At 65.1% G+C, this 23,850-nt stretch carries 24 protein-coding genes and 1 pseudogene; 10 read left to right on the forward strand and 15 right to left on the reverse strand.

Translation table 11 applies throughout. The features are described from left to right. Nucleotides 1–30: 30 nt before the first annotated feature. Nucleotides 31–933, forward strand: a complete 903-nt coding sequence (locus ACTUWL_RS01105) for a LysR family transcriptional regulator (RefSeq protein WP_021080094.1) — start codon at nucleotides 31–33, stop codon at nucleotides 931–933. A gap of 31 nt (nucleotides 934–964) precedes the next feature. Here the strand turns inward: ACTUWL_RS01105 and ACTUWL_RS01110 are convergent, their stop codons facing one another. After that, nucleotides 965–1,876 carry a LysR family transcriptional regulator gene (locus ACTUWL_RS01110; protein ID WP_021080095.1) on the reverse strand — a complete coding sequence of 304 codons (912 nt, stop codon included), beginning with the start codon at nucleotides 1,874–1,876 and terminating at the stop codon, nucleotides 965–967. 104 nt (nucleotides 1,877–1,980) lie between these two features. Here ACTUWL_RS01110 and ACTUWL_RS01115 point away from each other — a divergent pair, with 104 nt between their 5' ends. Both ACTUWL_RS01115 and ACTUWL_RS01120 read left to right on the forward strand, forming a co-directional pair. Then, nucleotides 1,981–3,417: an MFS transporter gene (locus ACTUWL_RS01115; RefSeq protein ID WP_021080096.1), complete on the forward strand. Its 1,437-nt coding sequence runs from the start codon at nucleotides 1,981–1,983 to the stop codon at nucleotides 3,415–3,417. A 20-nt stretch (nucleotides 3,418–3,437) separates the two neighbouring features. Then, nucleotides 3,438–3,947, forward strand: coding sequence for a DUF1993 domain-containing protein (locus ACTUWL_RS01120; protein ID WP_021080097.1), 510 nt, complete (start codon nucleotides 3,438–3,440; stop codon nucleotides 3,945–3,947). Between the two features lie 3 nt (nucleotides 3,948–3,950). Here the strand turns inward: ACTUWL_RS01120 and ACTUWL_RS01125 are convergent, their stop codons facing one another. Together ACTUWL_RS01125 and ACTUWL_RS01130 are read right to left on the reverse strand one after the other, a co-directional pair. Continuing rightward, nucleotides 3,951–6,641 (reverse strand): M20/M25/M40 family metallo-hydrolase, encoded by a 2,691-nt coding sequence (locus ACTUWL_RS01125; protein WP_448213071.1) that lies wholly within the window; start codon nucleotides 6,639–6,641, stop codon nucleotides 3,951–3,953. Then, nucleotides 6,638–7,195: a GNAT family N-acetyltransferase gene (locus ACTUWL_RS01130; RefSeq protein WP_021080100.1), complete on the reverse strand. Its 558-nt coding sequence runs from the start codon at nucleotides 7,193–7,195 to the stop codon at nucleotides 6,638–6,640. The genes ACTUWL_RS01125 and ACTUWL_RS01130 overlap by 4 nt, the downstream gene beginning before the upstream one ends. 100 nt (nucleotides 7,196–7,295) lie before the next feature. Between ACTUWL_RS01130 and ACTUWL_RS01135 the strand changes: the two genes are divergently transcribed. Next, complete coding sequence (locus ACTUWL_RS01135) at nucleotides 7,296–8,189, forward strand: LysR family transcriptional regulator (RefSeq protein WP_021080101.1); 894 nt, start codon at nucleotides 7,296–7,298, stop codon at nucleotides 8,187–8,189. Between the two features lie 34 nt (nucleotides 8,190–8,223). Here the strand turns inward: ACTUWL_RS01135 and ACTUWL_RS01140 are convergent, their stop codons facing one another. Beyond that, nucleotides 8,224–9,021, reverse strand: coding sequence for a DUF899 domain-containing protein (locus ACTUWL_RS01140; RefSeq protein ID WP_021080102.1), 798 nt, complete (start codon nucleotides 9,019–9,021; stop codon nucleotides 8,224–8,226). 215 nt (nucleotides 9,022–9,236) lie between these two features. Here ACTUWL_RS01140 and ACTUWL_RS01145 point away from each other — a divergent pair, with 215 nt between their 5' ends. The 4 genes from ACTUWL_RS01145 to ACTUWL_RS01160 all read left to right on the forward strand — a co-directional run bounded on the left by ACTUWL_RS01145 (nucleotide 9,237) and on the right by ACTUWL_RS01160 (nucleotide 12,101). Beyond that, nucleotides 9,237–9,743 (forward strand): MarR family winged helix-turn-helix transcriptional regulator, encoded by a 507-nt coding sequence (locus tag ACTUWL_RS01145; RefSeq protein WP_021080103.1) that lies wholly within the window; start codon nucleotides 9,237–9,239, stop codon nucleotides 9,741–9,743. Further along, the gene (locus ACTUWL_RS01150) at nucleotides 9,740–10,600 is read left to right on the forward strand and encodes a DMT family transporter (protein ID WP_021080104.1); all 861 of its coding nucleotides are present in this window, start codon (nucleotides 9,740–9,742) and stop codon (nucleotides 10,598–10,600) included. The genes ACTUWL_RS01145 and ACTUWL_RS01150 overlap by 4 nt, the downstream gene beginning before the upstream one ends. A 67-nt stretch (nucleotides 10,601–10,667) precedes the next feature. Then, nucleotides 10,668–11,540, forward strand: coding sequence for a bifunctional helix-turn-helix transcriptional regulator/GNAT family N-acetyltransferase (locus tag ACTUWL_RS01155; RefSeq protein ID WP_021080105.1), 873 nt, complete (start codon nucleotides 10,668–10,670; stop codon nucleotides 11,538–11,540). 63 nt (nucleotides 11,541–11,603) lie between these two features. Continuing rightward, a complete protein-coding gene (locus ACTUWL_RS01160; RefSeq protein ID WP_021080106.1) occupies nucleotides 11,604–12,101 on the forward strand; it encodes a peptide deformylase in 498 nt (165 codons plus the stop codon). A 7-nt stretch (nucleotides 12,102–12,108) separates the two neighbouring features. Here ACTUWL_RS01160 and ACTUWL_RS01165 read toward each other — a convergent pair whose 3' ends face one another. The 3 genes from ACTUWL_RS01165 to ACTUWL_RS01175 form a co-directional block, all read right to left on the reverse strand. Further along, nucleotides 12,109–13,368: a serine hydrolase domain-containing protein gene (locus ACTUWL_RS01165; protein WP_021080107.1), complete on the reverse strand. Its 1,260-nt coding sequence runs from the start codon at nucleotides 13,366–13,368 to the stop codon at nucleotides 12,109–12,111. 127 nt (nucleotides 13,369–13,495) lie between these two features. Next, complete coding sequence (locus tag ACTUWL_RS01170) at nucleotides 13,496–13,969, reverse strand: VOC family protein (RefSeq protein ID WP_021080108.1); 474 nt, start codon at nucleotides 13,967–13,969, stop codon at nucleotides 13,496–13,498. Nucleotides 13,970–14,126: 157 nt separating this feature from the next. After that, on the reverse strand, nucleotides 14,127–15,023 hold the full coding sequence (locus ACTUWL_RS01175) for a LysR family transcriptional regulator (RefSeq protein WP_021080109.1): 897 nt from the start codon (nucleotides 15,021–15,023) through the stop codon (nucleotides 14,127–14,129). A gap of 269 nt (nucleotides 15,024–15,292) precedes the next feature. Here ACTUWL_RS01175 and ACTUWL_RS01180 point away from each other — a divergent pair, with 269 nt between their 5' ends. Continuing rightward, a complete protein-coding gene (locus tag ACTUWL_RS01180; RefSeq protein ID WP_021080110.1) occupies nucleotides 15,293–16,027 on the forward strand; it encodes an SDR family NAD(P)-dependent oxidoreductase in 735 nt (244 codons plus the stop codon). Nucleotides 16,028–16,066: 39 nt separating this feature from the next. Then, nucleotides 16,067–16,666 (forward strand): NADPH-dependent F420 reductase, encoded by a 600-nt coding sequence (locus ACTUWL_RS01185; protein WP_021080111.1) that lies wholly within the window; start codon nucleotides 16,067–16,069, stop codon nucleotides 16,664–16,666. A 106-nt stretch (nucleotides 16,667–16,772) separates the two neighbouring features. Here ACTUWL_RS01185 and ACTUWL_RS01190 read toward each other — a convergent pair. The 8 genes and pseudogenes from ACTUWL_RS01190 to ACTUWL_RS01225 form a co-directional block, all read right to left on the reverse strand. Then, nucleotides 16,773–16,922: pseudogene (locus ACTUWL_RS01190) on the reverse strand (helix-turn-helix domain-containing protein); the annotation flags it as partial. A 510-nt stretch (nucleotides 16,923–17,432) separates the two neighbouring features. Further along, entirely contained in the window at nucleotides 17,433–18,128 is a 696-nt protein-coding gene (locus tag ACTUWL_RS01195) for a YoaK family protein (RefSeq protein ID WP_021080113.1), read from the reverse strand. A 9-nt stretch (nucleotides 18,129–18,137) separates the two neighbouring features. Then, complete coding sequence (locus ACTUWL_RS01200; protein WP_106939952.1) at nucleotides 18,138–19,514, reverse strand: alginate export family protein; 1,377 nt, start codon at nucleotides 19,512–19,514, stop codon at nucleotides 18,138–18,140. A gap of 108 nt (nucleotides 19,515–19,622) precedes the next feature. Then, nucleotides 19,623–20,492, reverse strand: coding sequence for a glyoxalase (locus ACTUWL_RS01205; protein ID WP_106939953.1), 870 nt, complete (start codon nucleotides 20,490–20,492; stop codon nucleotides 19,623–19,625). 68 nt (nucleotides 20,493–20,560) lie between these two features. Then, complete coding sequence (locus ACTUWL_RS01210; RefSeq protein ID WP_021080116.1) at nucleotides 20,561–20,986, reverse strand: DoxX family protein; 426 nt, start codon at nucleotides 20,984–20,986, stop codon at nucleotides 20,561–20,563. A gap of 1 nt (nucleotide 20,987) precedes the next feature. Further along, nucleotides 20,988–22,865 (reverse strand): amidohydrolase, encoded by a 1,878-nt coding sequence (locus ACTUWL_RS01215; protein WP_021080117.1) that lies wholly within the window; start codon nucleotides 22,863–22,865, stop codon nucleotides 20,988–20,990. Continuing rightward, a complete protein-coding gene (locus ACTUWL_RS01220) occupies nucleotides 22,862–23,146 on the reverse strand; it encodes a XapX domain-containing protein (RefSeq protein ID WP_021080118.1) in 285 nt (94 codons plus the stop codon). Before ACTUWL_RS01220 ends, ACTUWL_RS01215 begins: the two co-directional genes overlap by 4 nt. Before the next feature lie 27 nt (nucleotides 23,147–23,173). Then, nucleotides 23,174–23,824, reverse strand: coding sequence for a hydrolase (locus ACTUWL_RS01225; RefSeq protein WP_035652091.1), 651 nt, complete (start codon nucleotides 23,822–23,824; stop codon nucleotides 23,174–23,176). Nucleotides 23,825–23,850 lie beyond the last annotated feature (26 nt).

Below are 23,850 nucleotides of genomic sequence, written 5' to 3' on the forward strand. Positions count from 1 at the left end.
TTTCAGAGACAACAATTCCGGATGACTGACATGACCACGCTCGACATCGACGCCGTGAAGACCTTCGTGACCATCGCCGAGTTCAGGAGCTTCACCCGCGCCGCCGAAGCGCTCGGCACCACGCAAGGCGCGATCAGCGTCAAGCTGAAGCGGCTGGAGCGCCAGGTCGGCCACAGGCTGATCGAGCGGACACCGCGGCTGGTGCGCCTGTCGGCCCAGGGGGCCGAATTCCTTGCACCCGCGCGCGAGCTGCTCGCCGCGCATGATCGCGCCGTCGCCGGACTGTCGTCAGCCCGCCGCCGCTTTTCACTGGGGATCGCCACCCACGTCGGCGCCCCCGAACTTCCTACCCTGCTCGCCCGATTGAATGCACATGATCCCATGCTCACGATCGAGGTGCGCCTCGATGATGCCCGTGACCTGCTCGACACCTTCGATCGCGGAATGATCGACGCCGTGATCATTTTCCGGGAGGACGATCGCCGCGACGGCGTCGTTCTCGGCCCCGATCACTTCGGCTGGTTTGCCACGCCGAACTTTCTTCATCGCGCCGGAGAGCCGTTTCGATTGGCAGCATCATCACCCGCCTGCGGCATCCTCAACACCGCCACGCGTGCACTCGACGCAGCGGCACTGCCGTGGACCGAAACCTTCCTCGGTTGCGGCGCTTTTGCCGTCGCCGATGCGGTCTCGGCGGGGCTAGCGATCTCGGTGTTCTCACGCCGGGTGGCGCCGCCCGGCACAATCGAAGTGACCGAGAAGTTCGGCCTCCCCGCTTTGCCCCCATCCGAGATCATGCTGCTGTCGGCGTTGTCGGACGCCAGGTCGCGCGCGGCCTTGAAGACATTGGCAAGCGCCTTTCGCGAGCACCATCGTCCGCCGGCGAGCGCAGCGGGGAACACCCGAACCATCGCTGTCGCTGCCGGGTCCTGAACAACCAGTGGCGCGCAAGATCGCTTGCCGGCTAACGCGGCGCCCGGTCGGCGCGCCTTCCCTCGAACAGCGCGCGTTCCGACGCGAGCGCCTTGGCGAGGAAATCCAGCACGGCGCGCATCCGCGCGGTGCGCCTGAGATCGTCATGGGTCAACAGCCATAGCGCCGATCGCGGCTCGGCGAGCGGCTTCGACGCAAGCCGGCGCAGCGCGGGCGCGAGATCGCCGACATAGCACGGCAGCAGAGCCAGCCCCATTCCCGCCGCCGCGGCGTCGCGCAGCGTCGGAAGCGCGTCGACGCGGCAGGCCAAGCGCGCCGAAGGCAGGTTGTCGCGCATCCAGCCGGCGATCACGGTTCCCGCCAGCGCGTCATCGAGTCCGATCCAGTCATGTGCAGACAGATCCTTGCCGTTACGCCGGGCAAGATAGGCACGCGATCCGTAGACCGCATGGGCGATGTCGGCGACGCGCCGCCCCACCAGCAGCTCTGACGGCGCCGGTGTCGGCCGGACCGCGATGTCGGCCTCGCGGCGCGTCAGGTTGGCCATCGCATTCGAGACGATGATCTCCGGCTCGATCTCCGGATGCGCGCGGCGCATCGCGGGCAGATGCCGCATCAGCACCGCGCCGAGCGTATCCGTGGTCGTGATGCGGACCGGGCCCGACGGCCTGAGGTCTTGTCCCGCCAGCCTGCGCTCGAGCGCGAGAACCTCGTCTTCGAGCCGGGCCGCCGCCGCCGCTGCCGTCTCTCCGGCCGGTGTCGGCGCGTAACCGTCGCGGAAACGCTCGAACAGCCGCGTCCCGATCGCCATTTCGATCGTGCCGAGGCGGCGAAACACCGTCGAATGCGTGACGCCCAGCTTGCGCGCGGCGCCCGAGAGGCTGCCCTCGCGCGCGACCGCGAGGACGAGGCGAAGGTCATTCCAGTCGAGAGCGCTGTGCATATTTGCAAACTCATTTGGCAGCTTTGGATAATACCTTATCACGAGCGAACAGGCCATCTTCCGGACGTTGGACCGGCGCGCCGACGATGCAGAGGAGCTGGCAGGTGACAAGCGAAACCACCGAGACGTTGCAATTGCACGATACGCGGCCGGCAACGGCGGACCCGCGGCGATGGCTGGCGCTGCCGGTGCTGCTGACCGGCGCCTTCCTGCCGATCCTCGACTTCAACGTCGTCAACCTCGCGCTGCCGGCCATTCGCGACGATCTTGGCGCCACCTCGAGCGAGGTGCAGTTCGTGATTTCGGCCTATGCCGCGACCTATGCGGTGTTCCTCATCACGGGCGGCCGGCTCGGCGATCTGCTCGGCCGGCGGCGCATGTTCCTGACCGGTGTCGCCGGCTTCACGGTTGCGTCCGTGCTGTGCGGCATTGCGTGGTCACCGACAGTGCTGGTCGCCGGACGGATCCTGCAAGGCCTCACCGCCACCGTGATGGCGCCGCAGGTGCTCGCTTCGATCCGCGTGCTTTTTCCCGCGGCCGAACAGGGCCGCGCGCTCGGCTTCTACGGCGCGACGTTCGGCCTTGCCAATATCTGCGGCCAGGTGCTCGGCGGCGTGCTGGTCTCGGCGCATCCGTTCGGCCTCGCCTGGCAAGCGATCTTCCTGATCAACGTGCCGATCGGCCTCATTGCGTTCATCGGTGGCCTGCTGTACCTCGCCGACTCGCGCGCCGATCGTGCACAGCGGCTTGATATCGGCGGCGTCGTCCTGCTGTCGCTCACGCTCGGCCTTCTGGTCTATCCGCTGATCGAGGGCCGCGAATCCGGCTGGCCGGTCTGGATCATCGCGATGCTGCTGGCGTCTCCGCTGATGCTTGCGGCTTTCGTCCGCTTCGAGGCGCGGCTGTCCGCGCGCGGCGGCGATCCGCTGGTTGCCCTGCATCTGCTGCGCAACAGCGACTTCGTGATCGGGCTGGTGATGGCGCTCGCCTTCTACATGCTGTCGTCGTTCTATTTGACCTTCGCGGTCTACCTGCAAAGCGGGCTGCATTTTTCACCGCTGGCGGCCGGCCTCGCCACCCTGCCCTTTGCGACCGGCTTCTTCGTGAGCTCGCTGGTGTCGTCGCTGGTGATGCAGTGGCTCGGCGCGCGCACGCTGACCCTTGGGTTCGCGCTTCAGGTCATCGGCTTCGGCATCGTGATGCTGTCGGTCGGCGGAGTGCTGCCGCAGAGCGCTGAATTCGGCCTGATCTGCGGCGGGCTCGGCTTCGGCACCGTGATGCCGTCGGTCATCAAGGCGGTGATCGGCAGCATCGATCCGCGCCATGCCGGATTGGCGTCGGGCATGATGATCTCGACCTTCCAGATCGGCGCCGCCCTCGGCGTCGCCATCATCGGCGGCGTCTTCTATAGCCTGCTCGGGCCGCATCCGCAGGCCGATGACTACGCACACGCCTTCACCATCGCGCTCGGCTGCAACGTCGCGCTGCTGGCGCTCGGCGGCTGGCTGTCGCTATGGCTGCCGCGCGAGCCGGCGGCTTGAACCGAGACGAGGATAATTCCATGAACGCCACGTTGTACGACGCCTCCGTCCCGGTGTTCCGGCAGATGCTCGACGCGCTCGCCGATCTGCTGCATAAGGGCGAGTCCCACGCCCGCGAGCGTGGTCTCGATCCCGACGCCATGCTCGCGGCGCGGCTGGCGCCCGACATGCTGACGCTGGTCGGTCAGGTGCAACGGGCCAGTGATCACGCCAAGGGCGCCGCCGGGCGCCTCGCCGGCCTCGAGCCCCCGCCATTTGCCGACATTGAGCAGAGCCTCGTCGAAGCCCATGCCCGCATTTCGCGAACGCTCGACTATATCGACACCGTTCCGCTGCAAGCATTCGACCAGGCGGCGGAACGCATCATCACGTTGCCGTTCGGCGTCCCGCCAATGCCGGCAGCGCGCTATCTGTACGGCTTCGCGCTGCCGAGCCTGTTCTTCCACATCACCACCGCCTACGCCATCCTGCGCCATCGCGGCGTGCCGCTCGGCAAGCGGGATTTCCTCGGCAACTACCTGTCGAACTGATCGCTACTTCCTGGCGACCTCGCGAAGGGTGGTGTAGACCCACTCGGCGCCCTGCTTGATGGCCTCGACGCCGATCTTTTCGTCGTTGCCGTGCATCCGGCTCAGGATGTCGTCGTCGAGCGGATAGGGATAGATGCCGTAGACGGGTACGTTGCGCTCACGCCAGGCGGTGGCGTCGGTCCCGGCCTCGAACATGGTCGGCACCAGGACGGCGTCCTTCCAGACGCGCTTGGCGTTGCGCTCCAGCGCGGCATAGAGTTCGGTATCGACCGGCGATCCCGGCATCTTGCTCCGCATCAGATAAGCATCCCGCGCCTCCTGCTGCGTCAGCGAGCTCACGAGGCTGACCTCGATGCCGGGATCGGCGACCACGTGCTTGATCTCCGCAATCATCTGGTCGGTCGTCGTTCCCGGCAGCAGCCGCGTGTTCACGACCGCCTTGGCGTCGCCGGGGATGACATTGGGCTTGATGCCGGCGTCGATCATCGTGATCACCATGGTGTCGCGCAGCAGGGCGTGCAGCAGCAGGCTGTCCTTGGGATTGTCGGCGACCAGCTTCTTGCCGGCCGCCTCCAGCTCGCCCTGGTCCTTTGCGGCCAACAGCTGCCTGATATCGGCTGCCGTCTGTTCCGAGCTGATCGGAAGCAGGGCCTTGAAATAGGCTTCGGTCGCCGGCACCAGCTTGACGGCCGGATCGTGCAGCGCCAGCTTGGCCAATGCCGCGATCAGGCGGTCGTTGGCCATCGCGCCCGCCGGAAACGGCCGCGACGAATGGCCGGAGGGACCGGTCGCCCTCAGGGCGAACGTCGCCGAGAGCTTTTCCGCCGTCGTGACATTGATCTGGCGCACCGTGCCGTCGCGCTCCTGCAGCAAATAACCGCCTTCGTTCAGCGCGAATTCCGCGTCGATCTTGTCCCAATGGTCCTTCGCCAGCCATACCGTGCTGTATTGCCCCTGCTCCTCGTCGGCCTCGGCCAGGAAGATCACGTCGCGCGCCAGCGGCGTCTTCTCCTCCGCCAGTCGCATCACCGCGCTGGCGAACACAGCGAGCCCGCCCTTGAAGTCCATCGCGCCGCGCCCGTAGACGAAACCGTCCTTTTCCACGCCGGCGAAGGGTTCCACGGTCCATTTCTCACGCTCGACCGGAACGACGTCGGCATGCGCGGCGAGCAACACCGGCTTCTTCGAGCCGTCACCGCGCAGCCGCGCGACGAAATGCGCGGCCTTGCCGTTCGGGGCGACGAAGATGTCCACCTCGGCGCCGAGCGGCGCGAACTGCGACTTCAGATACTCGGCGAGCGCCCGCGTATCGCCCGGGCCATTCGATGTGTCGAATGAGATCAGCTTCTTGAGCAACGCAACCGTCCGGTCCCCATTCGGGTCCGCGACGGCAAGTCCGGTTCCAAAGAGGAAGACACCAGTGGCGAGCATCAAGGCGGCGAGGTTATTCCTGGTCTGCGACGTCACGTTTTTCTTCCTCCCGTTTTGGTAGACCATATCCTGCACGGCCGGCGTCAGGGAACCCTTCCGAACAGCAGTTTCAGCATGGCTGCCGCGACAAGAGTTCGTCAGGGCGAGGCCGGTCGAGAGATAGAGCGCGCTCGCATCGCCGAACCGGTCGATCACGATCGCATAGGCCAACGGCGCTGCCGCCGGCAGGATGAAGCTCGGAACGATGAGCCGACCGACCAGCGTGCCGTAGCTGCGATGATCGAACAGGACCAGCGGCAGCGTTCCTCTTGTGATGGTCAGGATGCCGTTGCAGGCGCCGTAGAGCAGCGCGAAGGCGATCGCCATCTCCTTCGACGACCCGCTGAACAATCCTGCGATGAAAGAAAGCGGCATGATCAGGCAAGCCATCAGATTGAGCGCGAGCGGATCGAGCCGTGCGCCGAACAGCACCTCGCAGAGACGCGCTGCGGATTGCCCGATGCCGCGGAGCGTCGCGATCCAGACCGCCACAGTAACAGTGAGCCCGAGGCCCGAGAGCACCGCGATCATGTGCGCCGACATGCCGGCATTCAGGAAATTGGCGCCGGTCATAATCACGGCATAGAGTCCGCCCGCCGTCGCAAGCTGCCGGCGGCTGGCAGCGCGTGGTGGCTTATGTGCCGGCGCTGCGGAGCTCGGCACACCGGCAAACCGCTTGGTCGGAATCAGCAAGTGCAGCGGGATGGTCAGCAACACCAAGCCCGCATAGGCCAACACCGCGATGCGCCAGCCGAACTGCTCCGAGAGCGCATGGCCGAGCGGCCAGAACACGGTGGCCGCCAGACCGCCGAGCAGGGTGATCCCGGACATCGCGCGGCCCGCCTGCGGCCCACCGATCCGGGCCAACGCGGCGAACGCCGCATCGTACAGCGTCAGCCGCATGCCGAGCCCGAGAACGATCCAGGATGCGAAATAGGCGCCGATCTGATACGAGACCGCGAGACCGGCGCAGCCGAGCGCGTTGATCACGGCGCCTGCGACCATGACTTGACGGCCACCGCTTCTGTCCACCCACCTTCCCGCAAGGGGCGACGTCACCCCCATCACCAGCAGCGCCGCGGCGAATCCGCCATAGACGATGTCGCGCCCCCAACCGCGATCTGCTGATATCCGCTCGCCGAAGCCGCCGATCAGATAGTAGGTCGCTCCCCACGAGATCAGTTGAGCCAGCCCGAGGGCGGCCACGACGCGGCGGGCGATCACCGCGGCAGTTCTCGCTCCGCGGGAAGCGCCGATGCGCCCGGCCCCAGCGGCCGCTGCATCAACACAGTGTCGACCCATTGCCCGAGCTTGAAGCCGACCGACCTCAGCGTTCCGACCATCTCGAAGCCCATGCGACGGTGCAGCGCGATCGATCCGGCGTTGCCGCTGTTGCCGATCACGGCCAGCATCTGCCGCGACGGCCCGGCCTCGGTGCGCGCGATCAAAGCCCCGAGCAGCGCCACGCCGATGCCGCGACCGCGCAGCCCATCAGCCACATAGACCGAGTCCTCGATGGTGTGACGATAGGCTGGCCGTGGCCGATACGACGTCGCATAGCTGTAGCCAACCACGCGGCCTTCGAGCTCGGCGACGAGATACGGCAAGCCTGCCGCCAGCACGGCGGTCCGGCGGTCGCGCATCTCGTCGACCGTCGGCGGCACTTCCTCGAAGGTTGCCAATCCGTTGAGGACGTGATGGGCGTAGATACCCTGCACGTCGGTCATGTCGCCGTCCGCTGCGTCGCGGATCACGACGCCGTTGCTGCCTGCCGCCATCCTGTCTTCCTGCCTGAGCCGTCAATATTGCCCGAGCATGCGCCACGGCGCTATATAAGTGAAGCTTTGATTGGTTATACGATGCATAAGAGTTACTTTGATGAAGCGCCTTAACCTCGACTATCTTGAAAGCTTCGCTGTCGTGATCGACAGCGGCAGCTTCTCCGCCGCAGCCGAGCGGTTGCAGCTGACCCAGCCTGCGGTGAGCCTGCAGGTGCGCCAGCTCGAAAAGAGCCTGAACGCGACCTTGATCGAGCGGGTCGGACGACGGGCCAGGCCGACCGCCGCCGGCGCCGCCTTGCTCTCGCACGCGCATCAGATCAACGCCGCGGTGAGTTCGGCGGTCGACGCCGTCGCGCAGCAGACCACGGGAACGGCCGGCCGTGTACGGCTCGGCACTGGCGCGACCGCCTGCATCTTCTTGCTGCCGCCGATCCTGAAGGAGTTGCGCACTGCATTGCCGTCGCTCGAGATCACGGTGACGACCGGCAACACGGCAGAGATCGCGCGGGCGGTCGAGGACAACACGATCGACGTCGCGCTGGTGACGCTGCCGGTGTCGGGACGCAGCTTCGAGATCACGCCGATCATGGACGACGAGTTCGTGCTGATCGCGCCGCGCGACATGAAGCTGCCGGCGCGGATCACACCGCAGGTGCTCGCGAGCGGGCCGGTACTGCTGTTCGAGCCCGGTGGCAACACCAGGCGCACCGCCGACGAATGGCTGGCGCGCGGCGGCGTGTCGCTGAAGCCGCTGATGTCACTCGGCAGCGTCGAGGCGATCAAGGAGATGGTCCGCGCCGGCCTTGGCTGCGCAATTCTGCCCCGCATGGCAGTCCCCGCGAGGGCCGAGCAGCACGACCTGATCGTCCGGTCGCTGTCGCCCAAGCTCTACCGCCGGCTCGCGGTCGTGATCCGCCGCGACAAGCGCCTCGACCGCGGGCTGCGGCAGACGCTGTCGGCGCTGAAGGCGCTCTCTGCAAAGAGCAGCTAGGGAGGACGCGGCGTGTCCTCCCTGCTCGCCCCCATCACGTGGCGTTGCGCTCCTGCTCCGCGATCTTGCGGAACGCGGCCTCGCCGGCATCGGTGACCGCCGCCCACTTCGCATTCGGCGCGGCCTCGGCCTCGTAATTGTCGTGCCAGTTCCACCATTTGTAGGTCGGGCCCTGCGGATAGCCCTTCGGCGAGTCCTCCCAGAGCTCCTGGCGGCCGAACGGGGTGATGTCGAGATAGCTCCACACCGTGCCCATCGATTCATCGCCCCGGCTGTTGACGAGATACGTGCGGAAGATCCGTTCGCCGTCGCGGATGAAGACGTTATGGCCGTGCCACTCGGCAACGCCGAAATCAGCGTCGAAACTGTCGGTGATCGTGTACCACGGCATCTCCCACTCCATCCGCGCCTTCAGCCGCGCGATGTCGGCTTGCGGCGCGCGCGAGGCGTAGGCCAGCGTGGTGTCGCGCTGGTTGAGATGCGAGAGATGGCTGACCTGATCGGCGCCGAGCGAGCAGCCGCGGCAGCCGTGATCCGGCCAGCCGAACACGCCGGGCTCGAAGAACGCGCGGTAGACGATCAGCTGCCGGCGGCCTTCGAACAGGTCGAGCAGGCTCGCCTTGCCATTCGGTCCCTCGAACACATACGGCTTCTCGACCGCCATCCAGGGCATCCGCCGCCGCTCGGCGGCAAGCGCGTCGCGCGCGCGCACCTGCGCCTTTTCCTTCACCAGCAGTTCCAGGCGCGCCGCCTCCCATGCCTCGCGCGACACCACGGGCGGCGTCTGCATTGCCGCCAGCCCGCAGCGATCGTTTTCAGCCGATTTGCTCATGATGATCTCCATATTTCGAATTGGACGAACCCCGGCACCACTGCGCAGTTCCATTGCTGGCGGCCGTTCGTCATTGGCCATGCCGCAATCTGGCGCGGCGGCAGGCGATGGTGGGAGTGACAAGTGTGTCGGGATTCTCGCGCATGCGATCCGTCGATCGCCGATCTCGTTGCATAATGCTTGCACTATGCAATTATCTGTGAGAACCTGAGGCCATGAAACAGACGGCCCACGCTGCCGAAGATGGCCTGAAGCTGAGCAGCTGGCTGCCTTATCGCCTGTTCCTTGTCGCGGCCCAGGTCGCCCGTCCGCTCGAGAGTTTCTACAGCGAGACGTTCGGACTGAGCCAGGCCGGCTGGCGCATCCTCGCCGTCATCGCCGAACGCGAAGCCGCCAATGCCGCGGAGATCGGCCGCGCCTGCGCGCTCGATCCGTTCGCGACCAGCCGCGGTATCGGCCAGCTCAAGGAGCTCGGCTTTGCGGTCCGACGTGCCGGCAAATCCGATCGCCGCTTCGCCGCCGTCAGCATCACCCGCAGCGGCCGGACTGCCTTCAACCGCATCGCCTCACTCGGCAGCGCGATCGAGGCGCGGCTGCTGGCCCGCCTGTCGCAGAGCGAGCGAACGACACTCGATTCCGCACTCACCCGGCTCGAGGGCGAGAGCGCGCGGATCGACGCGGGTGGCTGGCGCGCGCTGCTCGACGACACCGGCGCACCATGACGGCCGCGTTGTTCGCGTTGACCGCACTGCTCTGGGGCGGCGGCGCGCTGGCAACCGCGATGCAAGCGGGCGTGACACCGGCGCCATGGTCGGTCGCCCTGCGCATGGTGCTGGCAGGTGCTATCCTGTTCGGCTACGGCCGGCTGCGCGGCGTGCCGCTCGCGATCCCGCGCCAGGACCGGCCGGCGGTCGCGTTGCAGGGCCTGCTGTTCTTCGCGATCGCCTTCATCTCCTTCTATGAAGCGGCCGCGCGCATGCCAAGCGGGCTGGCGGCCCTGGTGCTCTCGACATCGTCGCTGTTCGCAGCCGTGATCGCGCGCGCCGCGCTCGACGTCCCGATCTCCTCCGGCTTCGTCTGGGGCGCGCTGTGCGGCATCCTCGGACTTGCGATCATCTTCCTGCCAGGCGTCACCGCACAGGGAACTGCGTCGCTGGCGGGTTTCGCCTGGGCGCTCACCGCCGCGATCGCAACCGGCGCCGGGACGACGGTCGGTGCGCGCAACCAGCGCGCCGGACTTCCCGTGGTCTCCGTGCTGGCCTGGGGCGCCTTCGTCGGCGCCGCCGCGAGCGCGCTGTGGGCGATCGCGACGCGCGCGCCATTCGCGGCCGACTTCTCGCTCTCCTACGCAGCGAGCTTTCTCTATCTTGCCGTCGCCGCGTCCTGCATCACCTTCATGCTCTACTTCGAGCTGGTGAGCCGGCTCGGCCCCGGCCGCGCCGCCTACACGCTGGCCCTGGTGCCGCTGGTCGCGCTCGTACTGTCGGCGCTGTTCGAGCACCTCGCGCTGGGCTGGCCGGTGCTCGCCGGCGCCGCCGCGATCCTGGCCGGCAATGTGCTGGTGCTGGCGCGAGCGTAGATTGCGGCGCCCGGTCGCGCCGCCATCGCAATTGACGCGCGGCATATATCTGACTAAAGTCAGATATATGCTCGACCCCGTTGCCCGCGTCCGCCGCTTCAACCGTGCCGTCACACGCGCCGTCGGCGCGCTCGACAGCTCGTTCCTCGGCCGCGGCCGGCCGCTCGGGGCGGCGCGCGTGCTGAACGCGATCGGGCATGGGCGCACTGACGTGGGCGAGATCAGGGATTACCTCGGGCTCGATTCCGGCCTTATGAGCCGGTTGCTGCGCAGCCTCGAGGACGAGGACCTGATCACGACCGCGGCACATGGCGACGATGCGCGCCGCCGCATCGCAAAGCTCACTTCGGCCGGCAAGCGCGAGTTCAACGCCTACGAGGCGCTCTCCAACCGGCAGGCGACCGACTTCCTTGGCCACCACACCCAACGCGAGGCGCTACTGGCGGCGATGGATCTGATCGCCTCGGCGCTCGGACGCGACGGCACGTCGCTGGATGAGATCGACCCGCGGAGCGAGGAGGCGCGCTATTGCCTCGGCGAGTATTACGCCGAGTTGGCGCGGCGCTTCAAACAGGGCTTTGACGTCAAGCTGTCGCGCGACCCGGAGGCCAAGGACATGGTGCGCCCGCGCGGCAGCTTCATCGTGGCGATGTCGGACGGCCTGCCGCTCGGCTGCGTCGGGCTGAAAGGTGGTGGCCGCGAATACGCGGAGATCAAGCGGCTGTGGGTCGCACCCGCCGCGCGCGGCCTCGGCATCGGCCGCCGCCTGATGGACGCGGCCGAACATGCCGCGCGCGAGCTCGGCATCGCACTGCTGCGGCTCGACACCAACAGCGCGCTGGCGGAGGCCGGCCAGCTCTACCGCCGAACCGGCTGGACCGAGATCCCGCGCTTCAACGACGACCCCTACCCCGATCTGTTCTTCGAAAAACATCTCTGAGCAGGGCGCCGGGTGCGGGGTTGCCATGTTGTCCGGCGCGATGTGCTGGCCTAAGACACCGGGATGACCATTTGCCCCATCGTCCGCTATCCCGATCCACGGCTGGCGCTGCCCGCCGAGCCGGTGACCCTGTTCGACGACGCGCTGCGCGAGCTGGCGCAGGACCTGCTCGAGACCATGCGCGCCGCGCCCGGCATCGGCATCACCGCGCCGCATATCGGCGTGGCGCTGCGCGTCGTGGTGCTCGAGCTCGACGCGCGTGAGGGGCCGCGGACCTATGTCAATCCGGAGATCATCACCGCCTCGGACGCGATGATCCTGCACAAGGAGGGCAGCGTCTCGATGCCCGGCGTCACCGACGAGGTCGAACGCCATGCGCGAATCCGCATCCGTTATCAGGACACCGACGGCAACGCGCAGACCGAGGAGTCCGACGGCCTGCGCGCGGTCTGCCATCAGCACGAGATCGATCAGCTCGATGGCATGTTCTGGATCAGGCGGCTGTCGCGGTTGAAGCGGGAGCGCCTGATCAAGCGGTTCGAGAAGATGTCGCGCGGTTAAGCCGACTTCACCCTCCCGCCATCAGATCCTTCGCCAGCGCCATGTAGGCCGGCAGCGTCACCGGATCGTTGGCGGCATTGCCGGCCATCGGGTGCGAGGCGTAGCGCGCGATCACCATCTCGGCCCTGGGATCGATGTAGATTCCCTGGCCGTGCACGCCGCGCGCCATGAAGGCGCCATGCGCATTGTGCGTCACCCACCATTGGTTGCGGTAGGAGGCGCCGGGCAGCGTGGTGTAGCCGGCCGGCTTGAACTTCTCGGGATCGCCGCCGCGCGCGATGTCCTCGACCACTTGCGACGGCACGATCTGGCGGCCATTGAAGCGGCCGTGGTTGCGGATGGTCTCGCCGAAGCGGGCCAGATCGCGCAGCGTGGTCGACAGCCCGCCGCCGCCGCTTTCGGTGCCGATGCGGTCGACGTGATAGTGCGCGTCCTCCTCCGCGCCCATCGGCGCCCAGATCCGCTCGGACAGCAGATCCGACAATTTCATGCCGCTGGCGCGCCTGATGATCCAGGCCAGCACGTCGGTGTTGACGGTCTTGTAAGCGAAGGCCTTGCCGTGCTCGCCCTGCTTCTGCTGCGCGCGGAGGAAATCGAAGATGGTGGTCGCGCCCTCATAGCCCGGCGGTATCGGCGCCATGCCGTTGGCGCGGCGCAGCCCCCAGACGTCGGAATTCTTGTCAGTATAGACCTCGGTGTATTTCAAGCCCGTAGTCATATCCATGACATCATGCACGCGAGCATCGCCGAACGCGCTGGCCTTCAGCTCCGGCACATAGTCGGTGACCGGCGCCTGCGGATCGATCTTGCCCTCGGCGATCAGGATGCCGGCGAGCGTGCCGGTGAACGATTTGGTCACCGACATCGCGATATGCGGCTTGTGCGGCTTCAACGCGCCGAAATAGCGCTCGTAGATCAGTCTGCCCCGGTGCAGCACGGCGATGCCGTCGGCGTAGCTGTCCTCGAGCATGCGCGCAAAAGTCTGCGGCCGGCCGTCCATCGTCACCGACGCCGACGCGCCGATGTCGTGATCTTCGCGCGGCAGCACGGACGCCGGCCCTGCCCCGCGCCAGACGTTCACCGTCGGCACCAGCTGGCGGATGTTGCTCCAGGCCCAGCGCAGCTCGGGGAAGCTGCGGAACGAGCCGTTCTGGAAGGTGATGGTCTTGTCCTGCGGCGGCGGAAAGCCCTGCATCCAGCCGAGCTCGTTCGGATCGGTCTCGGCGGCGGTGAGAGTTTGCTGCTGATTGGCGGCTGCGACGGACATCAAGGTTGGCTCCAGGGCTGCAATACGAATTTCGTATCACGCGCGGGCTACGACCACATCCCGCGTTTGCGCCGGGGGTGATCGTCGCCGCGAGCGCATGCCGGCGCCAGGATTTCCGGCACATGGATTACCCTGCGGCCGCCCGCTCGATCGCGGCGATGTCGATGTTCTTCATCGTCATCATCGCCTCCATCGCGCGCCGCCCGGCGGCGCGATCGGCGCCGTTGATCAGTTCGAGCAGCCGCAGCGGCGTGATCTGCCAGGTGAAGCCCCAACGATCCCGGCACCAGCCGCACGGCAATTCCGCGCCGCCGTTGGTCGTCACCGCGTTCCAGTAGCGGTCGGTCTCCTCCTGGCTGTCGGTCAGCACCATGAAACTGACCGCCTCGTTCGGCACGTAGTTGGAACCGCCGTTCAGCCCGACGAAGCGGCGGCCGAGCACGGTGAACTCGACCGTCAATTCGTCGCCCTGCCCGATGCCCGGGATCGGCGAGACATGCCCCGCATCAACGTGGCTGTCGGGAAAGGTCGCGGCGTAAAACTCCGCCGCTTCGCGCGCCTTGCCCTGGTCGAACCACAGGCATGTGACGAGATCGGTCATGTGCGGTCTCCTTGTTTGCGCGGAGGACGATTGGCGACGACGGCAACCGACAGGCCGACGAAAATAATCGCGGGAAATCCGTTTGTCGCAACACCGCCTCTACGTGCACCACTGTCGTCCTGGCGAAGGCCAGGACGACGGCGGTGGATCAAGCTCCTCAGTCGCGCGATACGGACAATCCCGCGAGCAGCGGCGCGTACGCGGCGAGCCTGCGCGATACGAACTCCGTGAACAGCCGCACGCGCTTGGTCTTGCGTGTCTCTCCCTGGGTGAGGAGCCAGAGCGTGCCATGCATGTGCAGGTCGGTGCCCGGCACCCTCGCCAGCAGGGGGTCGGCGTCCCCGGCGAAGCACGGCAGTGTCGTCATCCCGAGCCCTTGCCGAACGGCAGCGATCTGCGCCTCACCGTCCGTGGTCCTGAATGGAACCCCCGCGGTACGAACCTCACCCTCGCGGGCCCAGTCCGGGATGCCATGCATGCTGATGACGATCCACCTGACGGGATCAGGCGCGCCCGCGCGCCACGCGGCCAGTCGATCGCGCGACATGTAGACGCCGCCGAACAGATCCGGCCCCTTCAGGCCGTGAAGATTGAGCGGCAGGGTCTTGCGGTCGTAGACGACACGGATCGCGACGTCGGCCTCTCGATTGGTCAGATTCGCCAGCTCGCCTGACGACAGGATTTCCATCTCGATGTCCGGGTGCAAACGCGCGAAATCGGCGAAATCCGGCATCAGCAGGTGTGTCGCGAGGGTCGGTGCCAGCGTCACCCGCAGAAGCCCGCGCACGCCCTGGTCGCGACCGAAGACGCGCGTCTGCAGCTGGTGCGACGACGCATCCATCTGGTCCGCGAACTCGAGGACCTCTTCGCCCGCAGCCGTCAGCCGGTAGCCCGAAGGCAGCTTTTCGAACATCTGCGCCCCGAGACGCTCCTCGAGCTGGGCGATGCGTCGCAGCACGGTCGAGTGATTCACCCCGAGGTGCTCGGCGGCAGCCCGCACCGAGCCGCCGCGCGCGACGGCAAGAAAATAGCGAACGTCATCCCAGTCGATCATGGTGCAATCCGGCACCGCATGGTGCGCCTTCCAAGCCCGCATCTAACACATCGAACGGCAATACGGGCGGCCATCATAGCCTATGCCGACGAGCGCGGCCCGGTTCCGAGCCGCAGATACCAATCGTCACGACTGGCGTCAGTCGTCCAGCCGGATCGATTTCGCACCACCGATGTGCGCGCTTCCGCACTCAACGCCTGACTGCGGCGGACCCATGTTGGCGTTCTCGGGGGCATCCCCGAACGAAGGCGAAGCTCGAAGGAGAAGTCATGGGAAAGCTTGAAGGTAAGGTTGCAGTCGTCACAGGTGGATCGAGCGGCATGGCGCTGGCGAGCGCCAAGCGGTTCGTCGAAGAAGGCGCCTATGTTTTCATCACGGGCCGGAGGCAGGAGACGCTCGACGCGGCCGTCAGGCTGATCGGCCGGAACGTGACGGGCGTGCGCGGCGACGCGGCCAATCTCGACGACCTCGACCGCCTGTTCGATACGGTGAAGCGGGAAAAGGGCAGGATCGACGTCCTGTACGCGAGCGCCGGCATCGGCGAAGCCGTCCCATTGGGCGAGATCAGCGAGCAGCATTTCGATGCGGCCTTCGGCCTGAATGCGCGCGGCACGCTGTTCACGGTTCAGAAGGCGTTGCCGCTGTTCAACGACGGCGGATCGATCTTCATGACCGGGTCAGTTGCCTCGGTGAAGGGTTTTCCTGGTTACGGCGTGTATGCGGCGAGCAAGGCGGCATTGCGCTCATTCGCGCGCACCTGGCTCAACGAACTGAAGGGCAGGAATATCCGGGTGAACGTGCTGAGCCCGGGGCCGATCGCCACACCGATGCAGGACCAGGTCCTCACCGAAGAGGCGAAGCGGATGTTCGAATCCCTGATCCCGCGGGGAACGATGGGGCGTCCCGAGGAAATTGCCGCGGCCGCGCTGTTCCTTGCTTCTGACGAGTCCAGCTTCGTGAATGGGGTGGAGCTGTCTGTCGACGGCGGCTTCTCAGCCATTTGAAGGCGGACAATCAATATCAACACGGATCGGAGAAGCATCATGAGCTACGCGATTATAGGATTCGGCAAGATCGGCCAGGCTCTTGCCAAGGCGTTCGCCCGCAAGAACATCGACGTGACCGTCGCAAGCCGCCGGCCGCCCGAGGCGTTGGCGCCGCAGGCCCAGGCGATCGGCCCCACGGTTGTCGCCAGATCGCTGCGGGACGCACTCGCGGCCGACACGATCATCCTGGCTGTCCCGTTCGAGGAGCATCGCGAGGTCGCGAAGGCGCTGCCGGACTGGCAAGGTAAGACGGTGATCGACGCGATGAACGCGTTGCTTCCGCCTGAGGAGCTTGACGGTCTTCCGTCCTCCGCCTTCGCCGCGAAGGCGTTCGCCGGCGCCAGTTACGTGAAGGGCTTCAATCACCTGATTGCGGCGAAGCTCGCTGCCGATCCGATCGTCGAGGGCGGCCACCGGGTGGTCTTTCTGTCTGGTGACGACGACGACACGATCGCCCCCGTGGCGGCCCTGGCGAAGCAACTCGGGTTCGCACCCGTCAAGCTCGGAAAGTTCAACGAGGGTGGCGCGCTCGTGCACGCACGCGGCCGCGTTTGGGGCCCGCTCATCTTCCAGGATTTGTTCAAGAAGGAGCCGTGATCGGCGTATGGGCGCCATTCGAAGTGTGGCGAGACGCCCTGCCCGCGCAGGATAAACAGCGCGCAGTTCGGTTCAACGGTTTCAAACAGCGTCAGATATGACACGGCGTGCTCTTGACCAGCCCTGTGCGCTCGGCCAACTCAGCCAAGGTCAAGGCGCTGTCGCCCCGACGAAAGGCCGTCAAGACTGCTAGCGCCCGTTCGGCCGCTGATACCCCCTTGAGTGCGGGCGGCTTCTTCTCGCTCTGTCTCGCCATCTCAAATCCTCATCTTTGCTTCTCCTACGTCATTCTCGTACCGGTTTGAAGGGCGATGTCCGCGCAGTTGAGAGCGTCGAGGCGAAACCTGCTGAGGAGACAGCCGGCAGAGGCCGCGGACTGCGCCCGAGAAGATTGCAATTTTCATTCAGCACGGCTGGAAGAGCGCCGTGTCGGGGCGGTACGCGCAACGACGGCAGCGTCCTATTGCTGAGACCAGCCCCGCCCTTTTGGCGATCAGGTACGCCGCAGTACTCCGCCAGCGAAAAGCGCGTGGAACCCCGACCTCGATCAGTCTAAGCCAGTGCGCGATCTTCAGCGTCTGCAACGAAGCCGAAGCAAGATCATCAAGAAGTTTGGATTACACCATGACCACGCCCATCGCTCACTTGCCTCCCCGCGTCAGATACTGAGGGCCGCTGAGCGCCGAGAGCTGTCGCTCGGGTGGGGCAGCTAACGACCAACGACCCAGCTCTATATCCGAAGAGAGCATAGCGACGAGCTTAGCTCCTAGGACTTACCAACGTCCGCCGCCCCGGCACGAAGAAACAGGCTAACGCTGGCAAGTAGAGGCGGTACTATGAAGCACCACACGCTGAACTTCGCGTACAGCAAGGCCGCACCCGCGCAACCAACCGCGAACGCTACGATATTGATTGACATGCGCGCCAATCGACTCTCGGGCGCGCCTGCATCCGGCTTGGGCCCCTGCAGCATGTCCGCAAGATCAATCATCACCTGCGTCGTCGTTCCGGTCATCAATGTTGACGGAGGTGCGCTGCCCAGATGAATACGGTGAGCCGCATTCTGAATAGCCATGGCGGCGACCAGCACCATACCCGTGAAGACTGCCGGCCCGGCGTCGCCGTTGGTGAAGGGCCCGAAATGAATCGCGAGCACCGCACCGATGAGCAGGAGCGCAAACTTAACCCCAAGAACCACCTTCAGCGCCGGCAACCGGCGCCGCAACAACGCGCTGCTGAGCAGTCGTGCAAGGATGACAACGAGGCAGAACACCGGCAGCGCAAGCAGCTTGGCTACAGCGCCTGACGTGCCGAGCACCAGCGATGCGCCGAGCGTCACGAAGTTTCCGGTGACATGCGCGGTGAACAAGCCTTGCAGGGCAAGAAAACCGGCCGTGTCGACGTATCCCGCGTTGAGGCTGAGCACCAGCGGTAGCAGCGGACGAAACAGGTCTCGGGTCATGAACGTTCCTTACAGCCCATATTTGAGCTCGATGCCGAGATAGTTGCTGTCATGGCCGCCAGCGCGCAAGATGGTATCGCCGACCTTGTAGTGCACGGCCTCGACCGCGCCGGTGAGATGCGCGTCGAACCGGTAGTCGGCCCGCAATTGCGCGTAGACGCCGGACCATGCCGAGCCCGTACCCGCAGTGTTGGCCACAGGGATATTCGGCTGCACGTAGATCGCATCAGCTGTGGTTTCGCGCCACTGCAGCCCCGCCGCAACCATGATGGACAATGCTGCCACAGGATTCACCGTGAGCGACGGCTTGAGATGGATCAGATTGGTGTAGCCGGTAAATCCGGCCAATGTGAAGTAGTAGCCGTTGGGAAACAATGGGTTGAACGTGCCGATAATGTTATCGCCGGGATGATGATCGCCGGACGCCGCGTCGAACTGCAGTCCTATCCGCGGATTCCATGCGGCCTGTTCGAACGTATAGCCGGCGCGCGCTCCGACGCCCCAGGCCCGGATGTCCTTGGCGCCGACCGTGCCGAGTTGGCCCATTCCCTCGAGATCCCAGTCGATTTGCTGCCACTTGCCGGCGAAGCGAGCGTCGAAGACGTGACGTTTCTCGTCGCCGCGGGCGTCAAGGAAACGGACATTGTCTCGTCCGTAGTAAGAATAGTACGCGGAGAGCTCGTCCTTGCCGAATACCAGCCGCTCCACACGCAGCGTGTGAAAGCGAAAATGACTGTTTGATGTGTCGTCGAATGGATGAACGTCATAGTACTGCACCGGCTGACTGACGAAGCCGATGAAGCGCCATTGTCCGGTCTCCCAATCCGCCCAGGCGGCATCGAATGACTGACGTACGTTCGGTCCGTCGCGAGATGACACGAAGCGTTGCAGATCGAAGGCGAAGTCCTGACGGCCGACCCGCGCTTTGAACGTACCATCGGCGGTCGCATTGACGTAGGCAAGATAGGCGAGCCGCAGGTCGACCCGGTCCTGATCGACTGGCGTGATCACATTCTTGTCGAAGGCGCGGTCATCCTCGAACTGCAGAAACATCTGCCAATGCTCGTCGAAGTGAAAATCGGCGTGCAGTTGCAGGCGCTGGATCAGATAGTTGTCGGCCTTGTTGCCACTCGTGCCGAACGCGTTCGCGTCAACGTGTTCGAAGCGTTCGCGCAGCGTCATACCCAGCGAGACGAAGCTCTTGGGATCGCCAGGCATGAGCGGAATGTACTTGATCGGATCGAAGAAATCGGTTCGGAGCGCGGGGTTGGCCAGCACAGACCAGTCCTCTTGCCAGCGGTTCATCCCGATTGTGGGCCGCACCGGCGTCGCATCGTCAGCCAACGCCGGCATGGCACAGAGACAGGCGGCGAGCCCCGCCGCCATGTCAACAAGTCTGTTCGCCTTTGCCCTCACAATCGACACATGCCTCACCGTTCGCGGCTCCGACGAAGCTAAAGGCCGCCGTCGTACTGCGCTGCAGAACGAACGCTCCTATTTAGCCGCGGCGTGGATTTCGGCGACATAGCCGCCCGGAAATTTAATCATCGCCGATTGGCGGTGGTCCGCAACGAAAGGCTCGACCAGCACCGTCGCACCCGCCGCCTTTGCCTTGCCGATGGTTTCACCCAGATCGGTCACTTCATACCCGGTCAGTTCGCGGCCGTAGGGGTACGGCAAGTGCCCGTCGGTGGCGACCACTGTCACCTTGCCAAATGCCGATTCAACGCGGATGCGCCGATAGGTATCGTTTGGACGGCCAATCTCGATCCCCGGAGCGCGGGTTTCGTCTGACAGTTTCTTGCCTTGGGAGAACCGCAGGAAGCTGCGCACGAAGGCGTCAGCGCGGTCTCGCGAGACGTAGACCCGGTTCTCCGGAACGGTCTGGAACGCGGCATAGTTTGGCTTCGTCGTGTGCCAATATAGCTGCATGTTGACGCCACCCGGCCACTGGATCACCACGTCGCGCCCGATCGGATCGGGAAAGGGTGCAACCAGCACATCCGCACCAGCCGCCTGCGCCGCCTTCACGGCGGCATCAATGTCAGTGACCAGGTATCCGGTGCGCTCGGCGCCGAACGGGTACGGAATCGGCGTCTTGAAGCCAAACAGCGAGACCGTACCAACCGGCGTCTGCAGGAGCTGTGACGTCGCGCTACTCGGCGTCGGCGTCACGGTCGCTACAACCTGCTTGGTGCTCTGACCGCCGAAGGTCGCCAGGAAGCTTTGCACGAACTTGTCGACGTCCTCGAACGCGACATAGACATGGGTCGTGTCATATTGCGGTGCGACACCGTAGACCGTACGGGGAGCCGCCTCGCGCGCGTGCGCGATCTGCGGTAGCGACAAGCATGCTGCAAACATCAGGCTAGCAAGGGTTTTGGACGAGATCACGAGGCACCTCCTCAAGGCAAAGTCGAAAGCGGATCGGATCACGCAGGCCGATTCTTGGACGCAATCATAGCGACCAAAATCAATCCCGCGATCAAGCCGAGATGTTCGAAAAACGCGTTAAGCGCCATGAAGCGCGGATGACCATCAAGGGCCCAGAAGTTGTTCGCCGTCAGCATTGCCACAGCCGTCAGCACGCCCAAGCCGCCTGCGCCGAACCAGACCCAGCGACCGGCCAGCACCAGAGCCGAGCCGCCCAGTTCGACGATGATGGCAAGGCTTGCCCACAGCCAACCCGGACGCAGCGCGAAATGCTCCTGCTCGGCGATCGCACCGCTGAAGTCGAGCAACTTCGTAACCCCTCCGATCAGGAAGGCCGACACCAGCGCGAGGCGCACCACAGGCCAGAGCCACGGCCAGCCTAGAATGCCGCGAATCAGCCGCGGCGTATCGACATGGGTGGGCATGTCAGACCGCCCAGCAGGCGCAGCCAAGCGCGCCCCAGAACGACTTGAGGTCGGACGCCGGAATCCGGCTCGTCCAGGCCCGGGCGTGATCATGGCCATGCACCGAACATTGGCTCGCACAGTTGCAGGCGCTGAACGCCATCCGTGACGCGGTCGTCGCTTGCTGATCCGAGGCTCCCCAGGCGGCGTAACCGCCAAAGCTGCGAACCGGCGACCAGTCCGGCATTGCCGGCGGCGGGACGGCTTCGTCGAGCGACTTGAAGTCGCCGGCGCCATAGACCACCTTGCCGCCAACGATGGTGAGATCGCTCGCCATATCGGCGATTTCGGCCTCGGCGCAGGAGAAGTAGTCGCGGTCGGGCACGATCAGATCGGCGAAATGCCCCACCTGGATGCGCCCTTTCCTGCCCTCCTCGTTGGAAAACCAGGTGACGTTCTCGGTCCACATCCTGAGTGCCGTTTCGCGGTCCAGGCAGTTGCGTTGCGGCGTGATGCGAAGCCCGCCGACCGTCTTGCCGGTGACAAGCCACGCAAGTGAGACCCAGGGATTATAGGAAGCAACACGGGTCGCGTCGGTGCCGGCCGACACCTTGACTCCCTTGTCGATGATCTTTTTGACCGGCGGCGTGGCCTCTGCCGCACCAAACCCGTAACGCTCGACAAAATACTCGCCCTGATAGGCCATGCGATGCTGCACGGCGATACCACCGCCGAGCGCCGCGATGCGGTCGATAGACTGGTCGGAGATGGTTTCGGCGTGATCGAAGAACCAGTGCAGGCCGTCAAGCGGCATGTCCTGATTGACCCTCTCGAACACATCGAGCGCACGCGAAATCGTCTCGTCATAGGTCGCATGCAGCCGCCACGGCCATCTGTTCTGGACGAGCACACGGACGACCTCTTCCAATTCGCCTTCCATCTCGGGTGGCATGTCCGGTCGTGCGACGCGAAAATCCTCGAAATCGGCCGCCGAGAACACCAGCATCTCGCCCGCGCCGTTGTGGCGGAAATAATCCGTACCCTGCTTGTACTTAGAGGTCCGGGTCCAGTTCAGGAAGTCGTCCTTCTCGCCCTTTGGCTTCTGGGTGAACAGGTTGTACGCAAGGCGGATCGTGAGCTGTCCCTGATCCGACAGTTGCTGGATGACTGCGTAATCCTCTGGATAGTTCTGGAATCCGCCGCCCGCATCGATCGCGCCGGTGACACCGAGCCGATTGAGCTCGCGCATGAAATGGCGGGTCGAATTGACCTGGTAGTCGAACGGCAGCTTGGGCCCCTTTGCCAGCGTCGCATACAGGATGTTGGCGTTCGGCTTCGCCAATAGCAGCCCGGTTGGGTTGCCCCTGGCGTCGCGCGTGATTTCGCCCCCCGGCGGCTCCGGCGTCTCCTTTGTGTAACCGACAGCGCGCAGCGCGGCCGCATTCAGCATCGCCCGGTCGTAAAGGTGCAGGATGAAGACCGGCGTGTCCGGTGCTACCGCATTGAGCTCGTCAATGGTCGGCAAGCGCTTCTCGGCGAACTGGTGCTCGGTGAACCCACCGACGACCCGCACCCATTGCGGCGGTGGCGTGATCGCGACCTGCCTCTTAAGCATGGACATCGCGTCGGCGAGCGACCGAACACCGTCCCAGCGCAGCTCCATGTTGAAGTTGAGGCCGCCCCGGATGATATGGAGATGATTGTCGATCAGCCCGGGCAGAACACGGCGCCCCTTGAGGTCGATAATCCTTGTTTCCGGACCGGCAAGCTTCATGACGTCATGATCGCGCCCCACGGCGGTGAACAGGCCGTCCTTAATCGCAACCGCGCTCGCAGTCGGATTCGATCGATCAAGCGTCGTGAAGAGACCGCTATGGAAAATCGTGTCAGGAGCGCTCATGAGGTCTTCTCCGCGGTGTCCGTGGTAGCCTTGCCCTCGCCGGCGTGCCGCCCGGGCAGCATTCCGAACATGTGAGGCGCGCACTTCGCTTGCCGCCATGCAGCCGCAAGGCCTTCGCCCGTCATCATCTGCCTGGCGACGGGCACGATCTGCTCACCGGCTAGAATGCCGAGCAATCCGACCAGCGCCACCAAGGGTGGCGCCGGGGAGCGCACGTTGAGAAGACTGTAGATGACGCCGACCAGGAGGCCTGCACCAAGCGACAACAGGTAGATTCTCATGTAGCTCGCTCCCCGGCGTGCGTCGCCTTAATGTCCTTCCGACGCACCGAACATGGACTTGGCGTAAATGATGCCGAGGCCGTAGGCGCCGCCGTGCCGCTTCGCGATCCCTGTGGTCATCTCGTAGGTTTCGGTTCGCGCCCAGTCTCGTTGCAGTTCGAGCAGATACTGCAACGACGTCATCGGCCGGACGCCCGCCTGAATCATGCGCTCCATGGCGCGTTCATGGGCTTCCGTTGAGACATCACCGCAGGCGTCCGCGATGGCATAGACCTCAAATCCCTGGTCGAGCGCGGACAGCGTCGGTCCAACGATGCAAACCGAAGTCCAGAGGCCGGCAAACACCAGGCGGTTCTTGCCGATCCGGTTGACCTCCTTGATGACATTTTCGTCTTCCCAGGTATTCATGGAGGTGCGGTCGATCATCTTCTGGCCGCCAAAGGCCGAAACGATCTCGCCGAACATCGGCCCGGAGAAGCTCTTTTCGGCAACCGTCGTGAGAATGGCGGGCACCTTGAAGCCGGCCGCGGCTTCCGAGATCAGCGCAGCATTGGTGCGAAGATTGACCGCGTCGATCGACTTGGTTGCGAACGACATCTGAGACTGAAAATCGATCAGGATCAGAGCGTGATTGCTGGGACTGAGCAGCCCTTTTCCGGGAGTCGCTTTGGCATTGATCGACATGATGGCTCCTTTTCGTTTGG

Source organism: Bradyrhizobium sp. WCU1, from assembly GCF_053474805.1.